At 52.5% G+C, this 16844-nt stretch carries 5 protein-coding genes, 1 tRNA gene and 2 rRNA genes (1 of these 8 cut by a window edge); 3 read left to right on the top strand and 5 right to left on the bottom strand.

What is annotated here, in order from left to right:
• Window positions 1–101 precede the first annotated feature (101 nt).
• Both V5T82_RS07095 and V5T82_RS07090 read right to left on the bottom strand, forming a co-directional pair.
• Window positions 102–773 carry a hypothetical protein gene (locus V5T82_RS07095; RefSeq protein WP_332894911.1) on the bottom strand — a complete coding sequence of 224 codons (672 nt, stop codon included), beginning with the start codon at window positions 771–773 and terminating at the stop codon, window positions 102–104.
• Between the two features lie 679 nt (window positions 774–1452).
• Window positions 1453–2907: a response regulator gene (locus V5T82_RS07090; RefSeq protein ID WP_332894910.1), complete on the bottom strand. Its 1455-nt coding sequence runs from the start codon at window positions 2905–2907 to the stop codon at window positions 1453–1455.
• 240 nt (window positions 2908–3147) lie between these two features.
• Here V5T82_RS07090 and V5T82_RS07085 point away from each other — a divergent pair, with 240 nt between their 5' ends.
• Genes V5T82_RS07085 through V5T82_RS07075 form a run of 3 tightly spaced genes read left to right on the top strand, consistent with a single transcriptional unit; the run spans window position 3148 to window position 13400 of the window.
• On the top strand, window positions 3148–11736 hold the full coding sequence (locus V5T82_RS07085) for a PAS domain S-box protein (RefSeq protein WP_332894909.1): 8589 nt from the start codon (window positions 3148–3150) through the stop codon (window positions 11734–11736).
• Window positions 11737–11757: 21 nt separating this feature from the next.
• Window positions 11758–12192, top strand: coding sequence for a response regulator (locus tag V5T82_RS07080; RefSeq protein ID WP_332894908.1), 435 nt, complete (start codon window positions 11758–11760; stop codon window positions 12190–12192).
• Window positions 12193–12200: 8 nt separating this feature from the next.
• Window positions 12201–13400, top strand: coding sequence for an EAL domain-containing response regulator (locus V5T82_RS07075; protein ID WP_332894907.1), 1200 nt, complete (start codon window positions 12201–12203; stop codon window positions 13398–13400).
• 289 nt (window positions 13401–13689) lie between these two features.
• Here the strand turns inward: V5T82_RS07075 and V5T82_RS07070 are convergent.
• The 3 genes from V5T82_RS07070 to V5T82_RS07060 all read right to left on the bottom strand — a co-directional run.
• Window positions 13690–13766, bottom strand: a tRNA-Met gene (locus tag V5T82_RS07070).
• A gap of 316 nt (window positions 13767–14082) precedes the next feature.
• Window positions 14083–14197 (bottom strand): 5S ribosomal RNA (gene rrf / locus V5T82_RS07065).
• A gap of 240 nt (window positions 14198–14437) precedes the next feature.
• Window positions 14438–16844, bottom strand: a 23S ribosomal RNA gene (locus V5T82_RS07060) (it continues 338 nt past the right edge of the window).

The raw sequence follows: 16844 nt of genomic DNA, 5'->3' as shown, positions 1-16844 counted from the left end.
TTTGGCAAAATCCGTCTTTGCCCGTTTAGAGAGGACCAAAATCTTCCTGCGGCCTAAATAACAACAAGATCTTCGTGTTTGCCCTTTATTGCGAAGATAATTTAGTTCGCAATCCACACAGCGATTGCAGAGGTAAGACTGGCGCTGTGATGTTTGATCATGATATCCGTTCTCGTTTCTTTGACATGACCATTATCTGGTGGGGATAGATACGCGCCGGGTTTGGCCACGATCTCCAACTGAACAACACCATCTTCGATGATGGTTTCACGAATTGAAATGAGGCTCTTGTTGTAACTGATATCAAAGTCAGGTGCTTTGCTTTTCAGCCACGGCGAAGTTTTGACAGTTACTTTGTTCTCAAGATAAGGCTTCTCGTAGGAAATATATGTATTTGCATATTTCTCACAGTCATCACAATGACGCGAAAACTGAGGCAATTCACAGTGATCACATTTAAACGGCCATATAAAATTCCGAAACCCGTAGATCCGAGCAATGCCTTTGTAATGTGTATACTCTAGGTATTGAGTTGTTCCTATACGAGTGACATTGCGTGTCAACAACTCTAGATTTATGATGATCTGATGTGCGCTCTTTAAAGATATTGTTTGCGAAATCTTATGCTCGGGAACAGTTTCTTCATGTTGAACTTGATGTGGGCCGCTGTACACCTCTCGATCAGCCCCCATCAAACAGCCAGACATCACAACGACGACCAACAACGCGCAAACATGCCCAATTGCATACTTCTTCTTAATCTTATTCATCACCTGAAACTGTCCATCGTCAAAACATATGGTCTACCTGAGCATTTGAGTTAACAGAGGCTCTGGTTCATCCAGTTTTAGTTTAAGCCGCTTTGTTTTGATGGTTCAACCGGCGGTTTTTCATGGTCTGTTGTTTTATCTTTTCTCTCCTTTCAATGATGGCTGTGGCCCGTCCATAAGCCAATCGTGCACACACCAAACCCGACTCCCTCGAAGGGAAACGACCGCCCGCGCTGTGACGTGCGACCCGATTCTGCACATGGCGGCATGACACCGATTGAATTCACGAGAAAAGCCGATATGGGGCATGCCCCATATCGGCTTGTACAAAGCGCCCATAAAGGGCAAAGTTTAGAAACCGGGCTCTCCTCATAACTGGAGGGAACTTGGGTCGCACGTCAAAGTCCTAGTCCCCGACAGCTAAACGCAAAAGACCGCCCCCGAAGGGCGACCTTTGACGTTTGGTTGCGGGGGCTCGAGGCCACCTTTACCGAACTTCCGTAACATACCGAACATCTCACCTCGAAATGACAACGACTTCAGAGCTTTAGACGCACTGTATTTGAGCTGACATCCGCTGATAGGTGTGTAGCGGAACAGCATTGGGATTAGCGTTAACAGCCGCTTCACACCCAAATCAGAACTGTTGCAACTCCGTGCTAAAGAGCTCAGAACATAAAATCTATCGCAAGGACAGCAGGTTTAAAGCATCTATTTCCTTTGGTGAAAGAGGTCGGCAAGGGTCGTTGATGAAGTCCATTTGTTGCAATGGTGTTCCGTAGACCATGCTCACCTTTTGCACCAATTCCAGATCCAATACCCGATTGATGGCAGGCTGCAAGCTTTGGCTGAATTGATCAAGCTCTTGGGCACTGGGCACCCGTGTAGCACTGGCAAGTTGCGACAGTTCGGTGTTGATCAAGTCAGTGATCGCCGGCACACGGTCACAGATGATGGGCATGCTCTCCCAATCTTTTACGGTCAAAAGAGGGGCCATGCGCAGCAATGCACGTTCTGACCGATAAGGCGAAGATGCCCACTGCACCGCGCCCAAGGCCAAAACGGCAGGCATGTCGGGTGGGGCATCGGCAGGCTTTTCGAAATTTTGCGAAGGCGCGCGCCACGCTTTGCCGCCCCGTTCAGGCGCACGGTAAAGCTTGTCCGGGTCTTGGCGCGGACCGTCTAGCGTGCTGCGCTCCGTCGTGCCCATGGGGGTGCGGGTGATGAGTTTCTTTTCCGTTTGGGTGATTTTATCTTCTTTAGGCTCTTGGGGCGGCTCTTCTTGCACCATCAGCAATACGCCGATCGCCACAAGGCACGCGACAACGCCTCCGCCGATGGGCAGGGCGTACTTTTCATACCAGGGTTTTTTCTTAGGGGCTTTGGGCACAGCCATGCGTTTGGCGCGGTGCTGTTCGAATTTTTCCAAACGTTTTTCAGCAATGAATTTTGCGTCTTCTTGTTTGAACTTGGTCTTGATCTCGTTCAATAACGACTGGATTTGCTTTAAGGTGTCGTCGCGGGTCAAAGACGTGTCTTGGGCCAAGATGTCTTTGAGACGCTCTATATAAGCCTTGGAATCCAAAGTTGAGCGGGTGTTTTGAAACAGATGCGCGAACATATTCACGGCACTGACTTTCAAAACTTCGAAGGTGTCGGCGTTTCCGATCCACGCGATCAAGCCATTGGTGGGAGCGTCGAAAACCTCATCCCAATCGGTGGTTTCATCAAAGGTTTGCGGCCAGTTGGGCTCGCCCATGCTGGTGCCGCCGAGGTTTAGGTCCGCCAAAAGTTTGTCTAGAAGGTCGCCTTTAATGGGTTTCGACAAACCACCGTTCGCGCCAACCTTAACGGCGGCTTTGACCGCTTCGTCGGGCGGCAACTTATCCCACCCGCCGGAAATGGCGATGATCGGAACGTCTGGTGCTTTGGATTTCAAAAACGGAATGCCTTCAATTCCGCCGATTCCGGGCATGAAAATGTCGGTAACGATGAGATCGACCTTTAAGGCCTCTATCTCTTTTAAGGCGTCTTCCATATTCAGGCACGTCACCGGAAGCCAGCGGCGTTGACCGAAGGTCTTGGCGACCAAGCCGCCGTAAAAGGTATCATCGTCAATTATGAGAACACGGCGCATAGCCCAATCCCTCTGCTTTGTCGCACCCTTACAACCTTTACATGCTGTTTATAGAATAAGCCTGTTCTATCCTTTAAGTAATTGCAATATAATACAACTGGGATGCTTAAAAAAAGGTGGTGCTCGATGGGAGCGAAGACTACTCCGGGACAGAGTTTTCCTTGGTTTTGTCAACGCGAAGGCAAGCCTCTCGCGTTGCTGAAGAGCGTTATCGCATTTAGCCGATTGCTTATTGTGGCAATGGCAATTGTCCTGCCGGCAACCCTTTCTCAGGCCGCGGACGATCCAAAGCCTCCCTTAAAGATCGCGGTTTATGGGAATTATGCCCCGTTCACGGTGTTGGGGCCGGACGGTCAGCCTGCCGGCCTGTTGATTGACCTGTGGAATGCCTGGTCAGAAACCACGGGGCGCGATATTGAATTTGTGGTCTCCGGCTGGACCCAAACTCTGGATAATGTGCGCTCCGGCCAAGCCGACATTCATTCCGGCCTGTTCGAAAACCCCGAACGCACCCAATGGCTGGCGTTTTCCGACCCCATCCATTCCATTAAAACCGGTGTGTTTTTTCGGTCAAATCATGAAAATGGCGTTCAGCCGCTGTCCGACATGGCGGGTCAGCGGGTCGGCGTCATGGGCAACACCTTTCAACACCGCTATTTGGTGGAACATTTTCCCAAGCTAATCATTGTGCCCTATGAAGACGGTGACGAAATGTTACGCGGTCTGTTCAACGGTCAGCTCGAAGCTGTCGTGAACGAAGTCCCCTACACTTATTCCCTCATTGACGCCATGGGGCTTCGCGGTGCGGTAATGCGCAGCCCCGAAGATTTGCTCAGCAATGCTGTGCACGCCGCAGTTGCCATTGACCGGCCCGACCTTGCCCGCGAAATCAACGAAGGCTTTCGCCAAATCCCCGTGGACAAACTGATCCGCATGGATGAGCGCTGGTTGACGGACCTGCAGGACCGATTCTACCGCCCCGCCGGAAGCAAAGTTAAACTGTCATATGCCGAAGAACAGTGGCTTAAAAACAATCCGCTGATCCGCTTGGCGGTGACCACGTTTATCACCCCTGTAGATATTGTCGATGACCAAGGCAATTTCTCAGGCCTAAACGCAGACTTGATCAGCATGCTCAATCAAAAACTGGGCACCTCCATCAAGCCGGAATTCTATCCGCGGTGGACAGACGTGGTGGACAATGTTTTGTCCGGAAACGTAGAAGGCGGGCTGAGCCTGTCCCGCACGCCCGAACGCGAACAACATGTCTTGTTCACAGCCCCCTACGCGTACGATCCCGTGATTGTGATTACCCAAAGCGGGAATACAGAGATAAATAGATTTTCGGACTTAAGCGGGCGCACCGTCGGCATTTTGAAGGACTTGGCGTTTAAGACGGAGTTGTTGGAACTGGTTGGTCCAAACGGGCGTGTGGTTGAAATCAACGACGATCCCACCGCCCTAAAGAAGTTGGCTGCGGGGGACATCGAAGCCCATGTGTCGGCACAGATTCTCTATGGCAATGCCCAACGCAAAACGTACGTTCCAAACTTGAAAATTGCGGCTAGCCGTAACCTCGAAGGTGGTGCGTTGCGCATCGGCATCCACAAATCCAACCCAATTTTGTTTTCGATCATCAAAAAGGGCCTGGAAGCCATCAGCCGCGATGAACTCACTGACATGCGCACACGCTGGCTGGTCTATACGCCGAAGATCGCAAAAGTCGATACGCTAACAACACGCGAGCAGCGCTGGCTGAGTGAGAACCCAGCCATCTCTGTCGGTGTGATGGAAGACTGGCCACCGTTTCACGTTAAGGGCATCCATGGTGAACGACGCGGTATCACCATGGATGTATTGGCTTTGATCAATGAGCGCCTGAACGGACAACTGCGACCCGTGCCCGGAAAATGGAAAGACTTGCTGGAAGAGGTTAAAGCCTCACGGCTGGACGCGGTGATGGATTTAACGCCAAAGCCTGAGCGTGAGCCTTACTTCAATTTTACCACGCCCTATTTGTCCGTACCGCATTCCATCGTCGCCAAAACCAACGGTCCGCAGTTTGAAACTCTGGACGCCTTGGCTGGTAAAACCGTTGCTTTGGAAAAGGGGTTTGGCACTGTGCAAACCCTGCGCGAGAAGTATCCCGACATTCAAATCACCGAAGTAAAAAATACAGTGGCGGCTCTTGAAGCTGTGAGCACCGGGCTTGCGGATGCCTATATCGGAAACCGTGCCGTTGCGGCATATATTATTCAGCGCGATTTGTTCACCAACCTGAGTGTGCATGGGCGCCGACTGGGCCCCGGTTCGGTCTTGGCGATTGGATCGCGCAAAGACCAGCCCATCTTGAACAGTATTCTTGAAAAAGCTTTGGCGTCCATTTCCGACAAAGAATGGAACGGCTTGTTGCGCACTTACGTCGACAAGCAAACCAGTAAGTCTTTGATGAAAAAACCGGTCGCTGAGTTGACGGCCGACGAACGCAGATGGGTCGTGCAAAATGTCGTGCGTGTCGGCGTGGAAGAATGGGCCCCGGTGGTTTACACCCAATCTGACGGCAACGCCGGGGGATTGGCTGGTGGGTATTTAGACCTATTGTCTGAAAAAACCGGACTGCGGTTTAAAATTGTGTCCGATGAATGGGCGACGCTGCTGACGGGGCTGGAGCATAAAGAAGTCGATCTGCTGCCCGCGACCTATTACACCGACGAGCGCGCCACGTATGGCTTATACACCACGCCGTATTTCCAAATGCGTGAATTCCTGTATATCAAAAGCGACAACACGGACATCCAAAGCTTCGACGATATTTCCGAAGGCCGCATTGCTGTGGTTAAGGGGTATGGCACCATTCCGATGTTGCGCGAACGCTTCCCCGACGCCCAAATCCTTGAGACAAAAGATTTGGCAGGGTCCATCAACGCGGTGTTGAACGGGGATGCGGATGCCCTGCTCGAAGCGCAGATCGTGGTTGAACAGGCTCTGCGCGAAAACGCCATCGTCGGCCTGAAGGGCATCAATCAAAGGTCCTTCGACGCTTCGCCGATCCACCTCTTTTCTCGCGACGACTGGCCGGTTTTGCAAAGCATCTTGCAAAAGGGCCTCAATTCGATTTCGGCAGACGAACACCGTGAACTGCAATCGCAATGGATTTCCCTCGACAATGCTTTGATCAATGCATCCAACAACGTGGATGTGACGACCGAGCAATCCACACTGAGTTTTTGGATGTTGTTGGGGGCAACGGTTCTGTTGTTCGCGGCCATTGCCCTGGGTGTGCGTTTGTTGATGCGCTCGCAAAAGACCGAAGGCCTAGCTTTGCAAATGGGTTCGCGCCGCTTTCGCATGCTGATCATGACCAGCTTAGGCCTGTTGGTGGTATTCGTGTCCGCCGTGACGTGGCTGGCCTACGACTACAACCGGGGCCGAATTTTGAATGTGGTCGGTGTGAACCTTCAGACCGTGCTCAACAGTACCGACGAACGTCTGCGCATTTGGGTCGAAGATGAAAAGGACAACATCTCTCTTCTGGGTCACGATCAACAACTGGTGAGCCTGACCAAAAAACTGCTCACCGTTCCCGTCGACAAACAAGCCTTGAAATCATCGGCCGAACTTGAAGACATGCGCCGTTATTTCCGCGATGTCGATCATATGAGGGGCGCGCAGGGCTTTTTCATCATCACCAAAGATGGCCGTTCCATCGGATCGATGCGCGATGAAAATTTAGGCTCACAAAACTTGATCGCGCAGACAAAACCGAACGTGTTCAAACGCGTTGTCGCCGGACAACCGAGCTTTGTTTCTCCGATCCAGTCCGATGTTCATTTGAGCGGTTCGCAGCGCAATGACAAAAAACCGATGACCATGTTTTTTGCAGCGCCCATCGTCGACATAGACGGATCTGTGCTGGCGGTTGTGACGAAGCGCATTGACCCGAGCGGAGATTTCACCCGTATCATGCAAACCGGTAACGTCGGTGAAACGGGTGAAAGTTACGCCTTCAGCGACACAGCCATGATGATTTCCGGCTCGCGCTTTGACGACCAACTCGTGGAAATGGGGTTGCTGGCCAAGGGACTTCCCAGCGCCATGCACACCCTCATCCGTGTTCCCGCGAAGACCAAGCGCAACAGTGATGCACGGGCGTTGACCGCCATGGCAGACAGCGCCTTGTCGGGCCGGAACGGTGTGAATGTGTCGGGCTATGAAGACTATCGTGGCATCGAAGTCTACGGTGCGTGGAAATGGGATGATGAGCTCAACATCGGTATCACCACGGAAATTGATGCCCACGAAGCACACGGTCCTGTCGAAACCTTAGGCTACACCTTAATTACGATCTTAGGTCTGACGCTTACACTGTCTGCCGGTGCAACCTTGTTCACGTTGGCCTTGGGCGAACGCGCCAGTGGGTCGTTGCTGCAAGCGAAAGAAGAGTTGGAAGACCGCGTCCATGACCGCACCCAAGAATTGGCTTCGGCCACGGACCAGTTAACCCTGGCCATGGATAACATGTCCAACGGGCTGTATGTGCTCGACAAGGATATGAATTACATCATTTCCAACAGCTACTATCAAACGGCGCTGGACTTACCCGGTGAGTTGATCCAGCCGGGCTATCCGGTAGAGGCCGTCATTCGCTTTATGTCTGAACGCGGTGATTACGGGCCAATTGATGACATCGATACTGCCGTGCAAGACCGCCTTGAAAGCCTTCGTGAAGGCAAATACACATCCATCGTCATAACCGCCCCCACCGGGCGCGTGTTGGAGTTCCGCAATCGCCGCACTGAAAATGGTGACACTGTAGTGGTGTTCAACGACATCACCAACATGAAGCGCAATGAAGAAGAGCTCAAACGTAGTGGCGAACGCTTTGACTTGGCCCTGAAAGGCGGCGATTTGGGCTCTTGGGACGTTGATCTCGTCAACCGTGAGACGGTGGTCAACGATCGCTACTTGGAAATGTTGGGCTACACACGTGAAGAGGTCGAAAACGTTCAAGATCTGTGGCACATATCCATTCATCCAGACGATCTACAAACCGTTTTGGACACAGGTCATAATTACCGTCATGGCCAACTCAACACGTACGAAGTCGAATACCGGGCCGTGACCAAAAGCGGTGATATTCGCTGGATGACGTCAAAAGGTGCAACGGTGGACTATGCCGACGACGGTACGCCAACGCGCATGGTCGGCACCGTCATGGACATCACCGACCGTAAGCTTGCCGAAGAAGCCATCCGTGAGGCGGAAGAGCACAACCGCCTAATTTTGGAATCCGCCGGTGAAGGTGTGTTTGGATTGGACGTCGACGGCACCACCACGTTTGTGAACCGTGCGGCGTGTCAAATGTTGGGTTTCTCACCCGAGGATCTCATTGGTCAGTCCATTCATACTCTGATTCACCACACCCACGCGAACGGCGACGCGTACCCCATTGAAGACTGTTATATGCGCAAGGCCTTCACCGATGGCGAAATCCATAGGGTTGAAGACGAAGTTCTGTGGCGTCAAGACGGCACATGTTTCCCGGTGGAGTATACCTCCACACCCATTCGCAAAGGTGAGGAGCTGCTGGGTGCGGTGGTGACGTTCAGTGACGTGACCGAACGCAAGCATGCTGAAGAAGCGCTTCGTGAAAGCCAAGAACGTTTCGAGCTGACCACGCGGGGCAGCGGCGACGGGCTGTGGGAATACGATGCACGCACGGGCGAAAACTGGTTCTCCCCGCGCTTCACAGAAATGCTCGGTTTCGATGAAGGTGATTTGACCTTCACGCTGGACACATGGCAAGAGCTGGTCCATCCCGATGACCTGCAACGCGCGACCCAAGCGTTTATCGATCACCTGGACAAAGACGTTCCTTACGATATCGAATACCGCATGATCACGCGCAACGGCCAATTCATGTGGTTCCGTGCGCGGGGCAAATCTTTGCGTGATGAAAACGGCAAGGCGTACCGCACCAGTGGTTCGGTCAGCGACATCACCAAGCGTAAACAAGCCGAAGAAGCTCTTCGGGCCAACGAAAGCCGTATCCGGTCCATCTTTGAAAATGCAGCCGATGGCATCATTGTCATCAGCGAGGCCGGCACCATTGAAAGCTTCAGCCCGGCGGCTGAGCGTATCTTCGGTTGGTCCGAAGAAGAGGTTCTGGGTCAAAACCTCAACATGTTGATGCCCGAGCCCTATCACAGTGAGCACGACGGTTATTTGCAGAACTATTTCCTCACAGGTGAGCGAAAAATTCTGGGCACCAACCGCGAAGTCGAAGGCAAACGCAAAGATGGTTCGGTCTTCCCGTTGGAGCTGGCCGTGGGTGAAGCCGAAGCCAATGGACGGCGCATCTTTACCGGGTCGATCCGCGACATTACCGAACGCAAGGAAGCCGAAGAGACCTTGCGTGAAAGCCAGCAATTGTTGGACAGCGTCATCGACAATTCCACCGCCGTCATCTTCGCCAAAGACGCCGGAGGGCGCTATACATTAGTGAACAAGGAGTGGGAACAGCTCACGGGAATGTCGCGTGATGAAACCATTGGCAAAACAGATTTTGACGTCTTCCCAGATGATATAGCCAAAGATCTCATTGCTAACGACGTAAAAATCATGGCAAGCAAAGCCCCACAAGAGTTCGAAGAAACCGTCGAAGGCGAAATGGGCAACCGGACCTTCCTAAGCCTTAAAGTTCCATTATTCGATGTGAGTGGAAAAGTGGATGGGCTGTGCGGCATGTCGACCGACATTACCGAACGCAAGCGCATGGAAGTCGAACTGATGCTCTCCAAAGAAAAGGCGGAAAGTGCGACACGCGCGAAGTCTTCGTTCTTGGCAGCCATGAGCCACGAAATCCGCACGCCTATGAACGGCGTCGTGGGCATGATAGATCTGCTGCGCGAAACCCGCCTGGACACCGAACAGCGCCAAATGATGAAGACTGTGCGCGACAGTGCTTTTGCGTTGTTGCAGATCATCAACGACATCTTGGACTTCTCCAAAATCGAAGCGGGTAAACTGCAAATCGAATCCGTGCCCATTTCCATCCGCGATGTGGCTGAAGGCGTATCGGAAACCTTGGTCCCCAACGCCAGCGCGAAAAAAGTCCGGTTTATGAACTTTATTGACCCGGCCATCCCGCACTGGGTCATGAGCGATCAAGTGCGCTTGCGCCAAGTTATGTTCAATTTGTTGGGGAATGCCATCAAGTTCACCGAAACCACAGACGACCATCAAGGTCTGGTGAAATTACGTGCTGACTTGGTGGGCGAGATCACAGACGGTGTTGCCAACGTCAAATTTTCCATCATTGATAACGGCATCGGCATGTCGCAAAACGCGGTAAACAATTTGTTCAAACCCTTCACCCAGGCAGAAAGTTCCACCACACGACGCTTCGGCGGTACGGGCTTAGGCTTATCCATTTGCAAAAGCTTGAGCGACATCATGGGCGGCGAGGTTGCGGTCACCAGCGTAGAAGGCCAAGGTTCGACCTTTACCGTCACCTTACCGTTCGAAGTGAACTTCGACTACAATCCGCCCGCTGATGAGCCCAGCTTGGACGGTCTACATATCTTGTTGGTCAGCAATGACGAACATTTTTTCGAACACATCCCGCCCTACATCACGGGACGGGACGGTACCTACGACAGCGTCAGCGAATTGTTCGATATCGAGCAAGCCGTGGTCGGCGCAGCCGAGGCTGGCAAACCCTTTAACATCGTTGTCTTTGGGGTCGAGGCTGAACGCTCCATGGTCGATATGATCATCAACATTTTGCGCCAAAACGATCAGACCAAAGACCTGCGCTACGTCATTCTGACGGCAGAACGCAAAACCAAAAAAGGCATGATCACCCCAGACATGGTGGTGGTCGATGCCAACCCGATGAAGCGCTCCTCGTTCATGCGCGGTCTCGGGGTCGCCAGTGGCCGTGCCAGCCCGGATGTGGAAGACACCCACGAAAAACTCACAGCCGGTGCCGGCAAAGCCCCAACCCCCGACGAAGCCGCTGCCCTTGGTCGCCTAATCATGATCGCAGAAGACAACCCCACCAACCAAGACGTGATCAAGCGTCAACTCAATTCGTTGGGTTATGCCTGTGAGATTTATGAAGATGGGGCCGAAGGCCTGCAAGGCTGGCAGCGTGGCCGGTACAGCCTGATCTTGACGGATTGCCACATGCCAAACATGGATGGTTATGAAATGACCGGGGCTATCCGCAAGCTGGAAGAAGAGGACGGCGGGATCGATCACACCCCCATCGTCGCCATCACGGCCAACGCATTGCAAGGCGAAGCGGACCGTTGCTTGTCGGCAGGGATGGATGATTACCTCTCTAAACCGTTGGAGATGGCGAAACTGAAACGTACTTTGGCCAAATGGATGCCGGCGGCGTCGGGAGACGCAAGTGTCGCAATCGCACCTGAAACCCATGAAGCCGAAGAGGCCCAAGCCGAGGAGCAAAACATGGACAGCCAAGACACAGAAACAGCCATTGTCGATCCAAGCTACTTGCGCGACACCTTCGGTGATGATGATGATTTGATCAATGGCATCTTGAAAGACTTTGTCGAGCCTGCCCGCGTCATCAAAGGTGAAATCGATGCTGCATTTGAAGCGAAGAACCCATCTGAAATCGGGGCTGCAGCACACAAGCTCAAATCATCGTCACGTGCTGTCGGCGCACACTCTTTGGCTGACCTGTGTTTAGAGTTGGAAACGGCCGGCAAAGGTGGTGATTGGGGCCGTATCGAAGAGCTTCATCCCAGCTTGGCCGGCATTGTGGCCGACGTCACCGCATATATTGAAAACCTATAAGGATACAAGCGGATCAAAACCATGACGACATTGGACTTATCAAACCTTCCTATTTTACTGGTGGACGACGAAGCGTTCATTCGCTCGCTGGTGATGCGCATGCTCAATGAAATGGGCTATCAAAAGATCACCCAGGCCGCCGACGGTGTAGAAGCCTCCAAAGCATTGCTGAGTGCCACCCCGCCCATAGCGGCCATCATTTTGGATTTGGAAATGCCCAACGTCGGCGGCTTCGAATTTTTAAAATTTGTGCGAAACGCACAAGAGGTTCCCAACAAAAAAATTCCCATTGTGGTCCTGACGGGGCATTCCAACCGTGACAATATTATCCAGGCCGCAAAGCTTGGCATTCACGGGTTTTTGGTTAAACCGGTTTCCAAAACCATGTTGGATAAAAAACTTAAACATGCACTGACCGCGCCAATGATTGATCCCGCGCTCATTCCAAACGGATAGGATATTTCATGTCTGATACTCTCAAAACAGCCATTTCCGGTTATTCATATCTTGTCGTTGATGACGAAGAATTCATCCGTACGTTGGTTGAACGCATTCTCAAAAGCTTAGGCGCAGAAAATATCCGCACCGCTGAAGGCGGCAAAGCGGCCCTGCAAACTATTGATGCGGATGGTGCACCGGACATCGTTCTCTGTGATCTCAACATGCCTGAAATGGACGGGATCGAATTCTTGCGCCACTTGGTCGAACGCGAGTTCAAGGGTGGTATCGCAATGATCAGTGGCGAAGATAAACGCATTTTGGAAACGGCACAGGAACTGGGCAAAGCCCAAAACCTCAATATCTTAGGCGCCCTGTCCAAGCCCATCACACCACCGGAGCTTACCAAACTGCTCGATCAGTTTAGTCACGAGGCCAAGACGCACGGTCCGCGCCCCGGCATCACAGTCTTACCGGAAGAACTCAAAGCCGCGCTGGACGGTGGAAAAATCACCGCGCATTTTCAACCGAAGGTGTCGGTCCAAACCAAAGAACTCATTGGTGTGGAAACATTGGTGCGCTGGATTGACCCGGACAAAGGCTTTATCCCCCCGGATGCCTTTATTTCTGTCGCCGAAGAAAATGGCCTGATCGACCAACTGACTAACACGGTCCTCAACGTCGCCATGGATCAAGGTGCAGCATGGCTCGCCAGCGGCCTCGACATCAAGATCGCCGTCAACTTATCCGTGGATAACTTGAACCGATTGGACTTGCCGGAATTCATTATAGAAACAGCCCAGCATGCCGGAATGAACCCAAGCCACGTCGTCTTGGAAGTCACCGAAAGCCGTTTGATGCAAGACATCGTCAAGCCGTTGGAAATCCTGACGCGCCTCAGACTAAAAGGTTTGGCGCTCAGCATTGACGATTTTGGCACCGGTCATTCATCTATGGAGCAGCTGAAACGCATTCCGTTCACCGAGTTGAAAATCGACCGCGCTTTTGTGAACGGCGCACACAATGACGATACGGCCCGTTCCATCTTGGAATCCAGCGTCACGCTCGCCAAAAAACTTGGTATGACCATCGTTGCGGAGGGGGTCGAGGATCAAGAAGACTGGGATTTGGTCGAAAGCCTAGGGATCGATTTGATCCAAGGGTATTTCGTCTGTCGCCCATTGCCGGGCCCAGACCTCCAAGATTGGCTGAAGGAATGGGGCTGAGCAAGCAAAGCAATCCCAACACGACAAAAGCAGCCGCCTCAAGTGATGTGGCTGTTCCTGATGTTTACCGACGTTCGGTAAAAATGGTTGCAGGGGTCGTATTTGTGAAGGCTTTGCCTTCATCCTTGGAGCAAAGCTCCTGCGGACCGTCGCGTTGCTCCGTCGACTTCGTCGCGTGCGCTCCTCGTGACGAACCTTGGCAATCCAGGCTAAGGCCTGGCTTGCGAGGATCAAGTCCTAGACCTCGAAAGCCACTAAAAAAGGCCCACACAAGGTGGACCTTTTTTAGTGGTTGCGGGGGTAGGATTTGAACCTACGACCTTCAGGTTATGAGCCTGACGAGCTACCGGGCTGCTCCACCCCGCGTTAAATGTAGAACCGAGCGTTAGCCCGGTAGCCCTGTTTTGTTTGCGTTGCGACGCTGCGCTTTGCAAACGCGGGCGGGCTGCTCCACCCCGCGTCAATGTTTTACCGGGGCTATTATGCCCGGGAGCTTTTTCGCTACGGGCTTTGCCCTTCGCTGTTTGTCCCACGGAGCTTCGCTCCTTCGGGACGGGGCTGCTCCACCCCGCGTTCATGTGTTGCGTTCTTTGAAGTAAAAACCCCGCCCCGATGGAGGTGGGACGGGGTTTTCGATACTGTGTGTCAGATATTTGATTTTTAACTTTTACCGACTTTGAAGATCTGGCGGCGACTTACTCTCCCACACCTTAAGATGCAGTACCATCAGCGCTAAGAGGTTTCACGGCCGAGTTCGAGATGGGATCGGGTGGTTCACTCTCGCCATAACCACCAGATCGTCAAAATCGGTAAAGGTTTGTTTGCCGTAAAGCAAACACTCAATTTTATATATGCCACCAATCCGAAGGACGAAGTCCTGAGGCAAGGCCAAGGGCCGCCGACCGAATGGTCGTAAGCCAAGGAAGCTTCGCTTCCGCCCGGCGCTTGAGGGGCATATTTAGTTTTCTATTTTCCGCTTGGAACACATCGTCCACTTCCCATTAAAGGGTTCGCAGGTTTTCACCTGCACATGGAGAGATATCAAGCCAATCGAACAATTAGTACCAGTTAGCTACACGCATTGCTGCGCTTCCACACCTGGCCTATCAACGTGGTGGTCTTCCACGGTTCTCAAGGGAGAACTAGTATTGAGGTGGGTTTCCCGCTTAGATGCTTTCAGCGGTTATCCCGTCCAAACTTAGCTACCCTGCTATGCTACTGGCGTAACAACAGGTCCACCAGAGGTCTGTTCACCCCGGTCCTCTCGTACTAGGGGCAAATCCTCTCAATTCTCCTACTCCCACGGCAGATAGGGACCGAACTGTCTCACGACGTTCTAAACCCAGCTCACGTACCACTTTAATCGGCGAACAGCCGAACCCTTGGGACCTGCTCCAGCCCCAGGATGTGATGAGCCGACATCGAGGTGCCAAACCTCCCCGTCGATGTGGACTCTTGGGGGAGATCAGCCTGTTATCCCCGGCGTACCTTTTATCCGTTGAGCGATGGCCCTTCCATGCGGGACCACCGGATCACTATGACCGACTTTCGTCTCTGCTCGACTTGTCAGTCTCGCAGTCAGGCAGGCTTATGCCATTGCACTCGACGACCGATTTCCGACCGGCCTGAGCCTACCATCGCGCGCCTCCGTTACTCTTTAGGAGGCGACCGCCCCAGTCAAACTACCCACCATACAGGGTCCCGGACCCGGATTACGGGCCTCGGTTAGACACCAAAAAACAAAAGGGTGGTATTTCAAGGTTGCCTCCACGTCGACTGGCGCCGACGCTTCAAAGGCTCCCACCTATCCTACACAGTCATTTTCTAGTGCCACTGTAAAGCTATAGTAAAGGTGCACGGGGTCTTTCCGTCTAACCGCGGGTACTGAGCATCTTCACTCAGAATTCAATTTCGCTGAGTCTACATTGGAGACAGTGGGGAAGTCGTTACGCCATTCGTGCAGGTCGGAACTTACCCGACAAGGAATTTCGCTACCTTAGGACCGTTATAGTTACGGCCGCCGTTTACTGGGGCTTCAATTCGCGGCTTGCACCACTCCTTTTAACCTTCCAGCACCGGGCAGGCGTCAGACCCTATACGTCGCCTTGCGGCTTAGCAGAGCCCTATGTTTTTAGTAAACAGTCGCCACCCCCAATTTTGTGACCCCCGCTCAAAGTTGCCTTCAAACGGGGCATGCTTATCCCGAAGTTACGCATGCAATTTGCCGAGTTCCTTCAATGTAGTTCTCTCAAGCGCCTTGGTATGCTCTACCAGTCCACCTGTGTTGGTTTCGGGTACGGTCTATACGTTGGAGTTATTTCCTGGGCCACCTTCGCCGCGCACACAATCCGTTAAGTGCACACGACTGCCGGTAACCGTCACTTCCAACAGGTACGGGAATATTAACCCGTTTCCCATCGCCTACGCCTTTCGGCCTCGGCTTAGGGGCCGACTCACCCTGCGCGGATTAACCTTGCGCAGGAACCCTTGGACTTTCGGCGAGCGTGTTTCTCACACGCTTTGTCGCTACTCATGCCAGCATTCTCACTTCTGATATCTCCAGGTAATCTCGCGACTACCCTTCACAGACCTACAGAACGCTCCGCTACCACTTGATCTAAAGATCAAATCCATATCTTCGGTGTATGACTTAAGCCCCGGTACATTTTCGGCGCAGGACGGCTTAACTAGACCAGTGAGCTGTTACGCTTTCTTTAAAGGGTGGCTGCTTCTAAGCCAACCTCCTGGCTGTCTTGGCCTTCCCACATCCTTTCCCACTTAGCCATAACTTGGGGACCTTAGATGATGGTCTGGGCTGTTTCCCTCTCGACACCGGACCTTAGCACCCGATGTCTGTCTGCCATGCTCTACTCTTCGGTATTCGGAGTTTGGTAAGGTTTGGTAAGTCTGTGGGACCCCCTAGCCCTTCCAGTGCTCTACCCCCGAAGGTAATACATGACGCTCTACCTAAATAGATTTCGCGGAGAACCAGCTATCTCCGAGTTTGATTGGCCTTTCACCCCTAACCACAAGTCATCCCCTCATTTTTCAACATAAGTGGGTTCGGTCCTCCAGTGCATGTTACTGCACCTTCAACCTGCTCATGGCTAGATCACTCGGTTTCGGGTCTAATCCTACGAACTGGGCGCCCTATTAAGACTCGGTTTCCCTACGCCTACACCTAACGGTTTAAGCTTGCTCGCAAAATTAAGTCGCTGGCCCATTATACAAAAGGTACGCCGTCAGAGCTCAAGGCTCCTCCGACTGCTTGTAGGCAATCCGTTTCAGGGTCTCTTTCACTCCCCTTATCGGGGTGCTTTTCACCTTTCCCTCACGGTACTTGTTCACTATCGGTCATATAGGAGTACTTAGGCTTGGAGGATGGTCCCCCCATGTTCAGACAGGATTTCACGTGTCCCGCCCTACTCAAGGACCTAATGTGCT

Origin of the sequence: Magnetovibrio sp. PR-2, from assembly GCF_036689815.1 — a bacterium.
In the GTDB taxonomy this organism is placed as follows: domain Bacteria; phylum Pseudomonadota; class Alphaproteobacteria; order Rhodospirillales; family Magnetovibrionaceae; genus Magnetovibrio.
This window is presented reverse-complemented; position numbering and strand designations above follow the sequence as displayed.

Excerpts from the sequence above, each read along its gene's own strand:
- V5T82_RS07090 (WP_332894910.1), bottom strand. The coding sequence starts at position 2,907 with ATGCGCCGTGTTCTCATAATTGACGATGATACCTTTTACGGCGGCTTG.
- V5T82_RS07085 (WP_332894909.1), top strand. The coding sequence starts at position 3,148 with ATGGCAATTGTCCTGCCGGCAACCCTTTCTCAGGCCGCGGACGATCCA.
- V5T82_RS07080 (WP_332894908.1), top strand. The coding sequence starts at position 11,758 with ATGACGACATTGGACTTATCAAACCTTCCTATTTTACTGGTGGACGAC.
- V5T82_RS07075 (WP_332894907.1), top strand. The coding sequence starts at position 12,201 with ATGTCTGATACTCTCAAAACAGCCATTTCCGGTTATTCATATCTTGTC.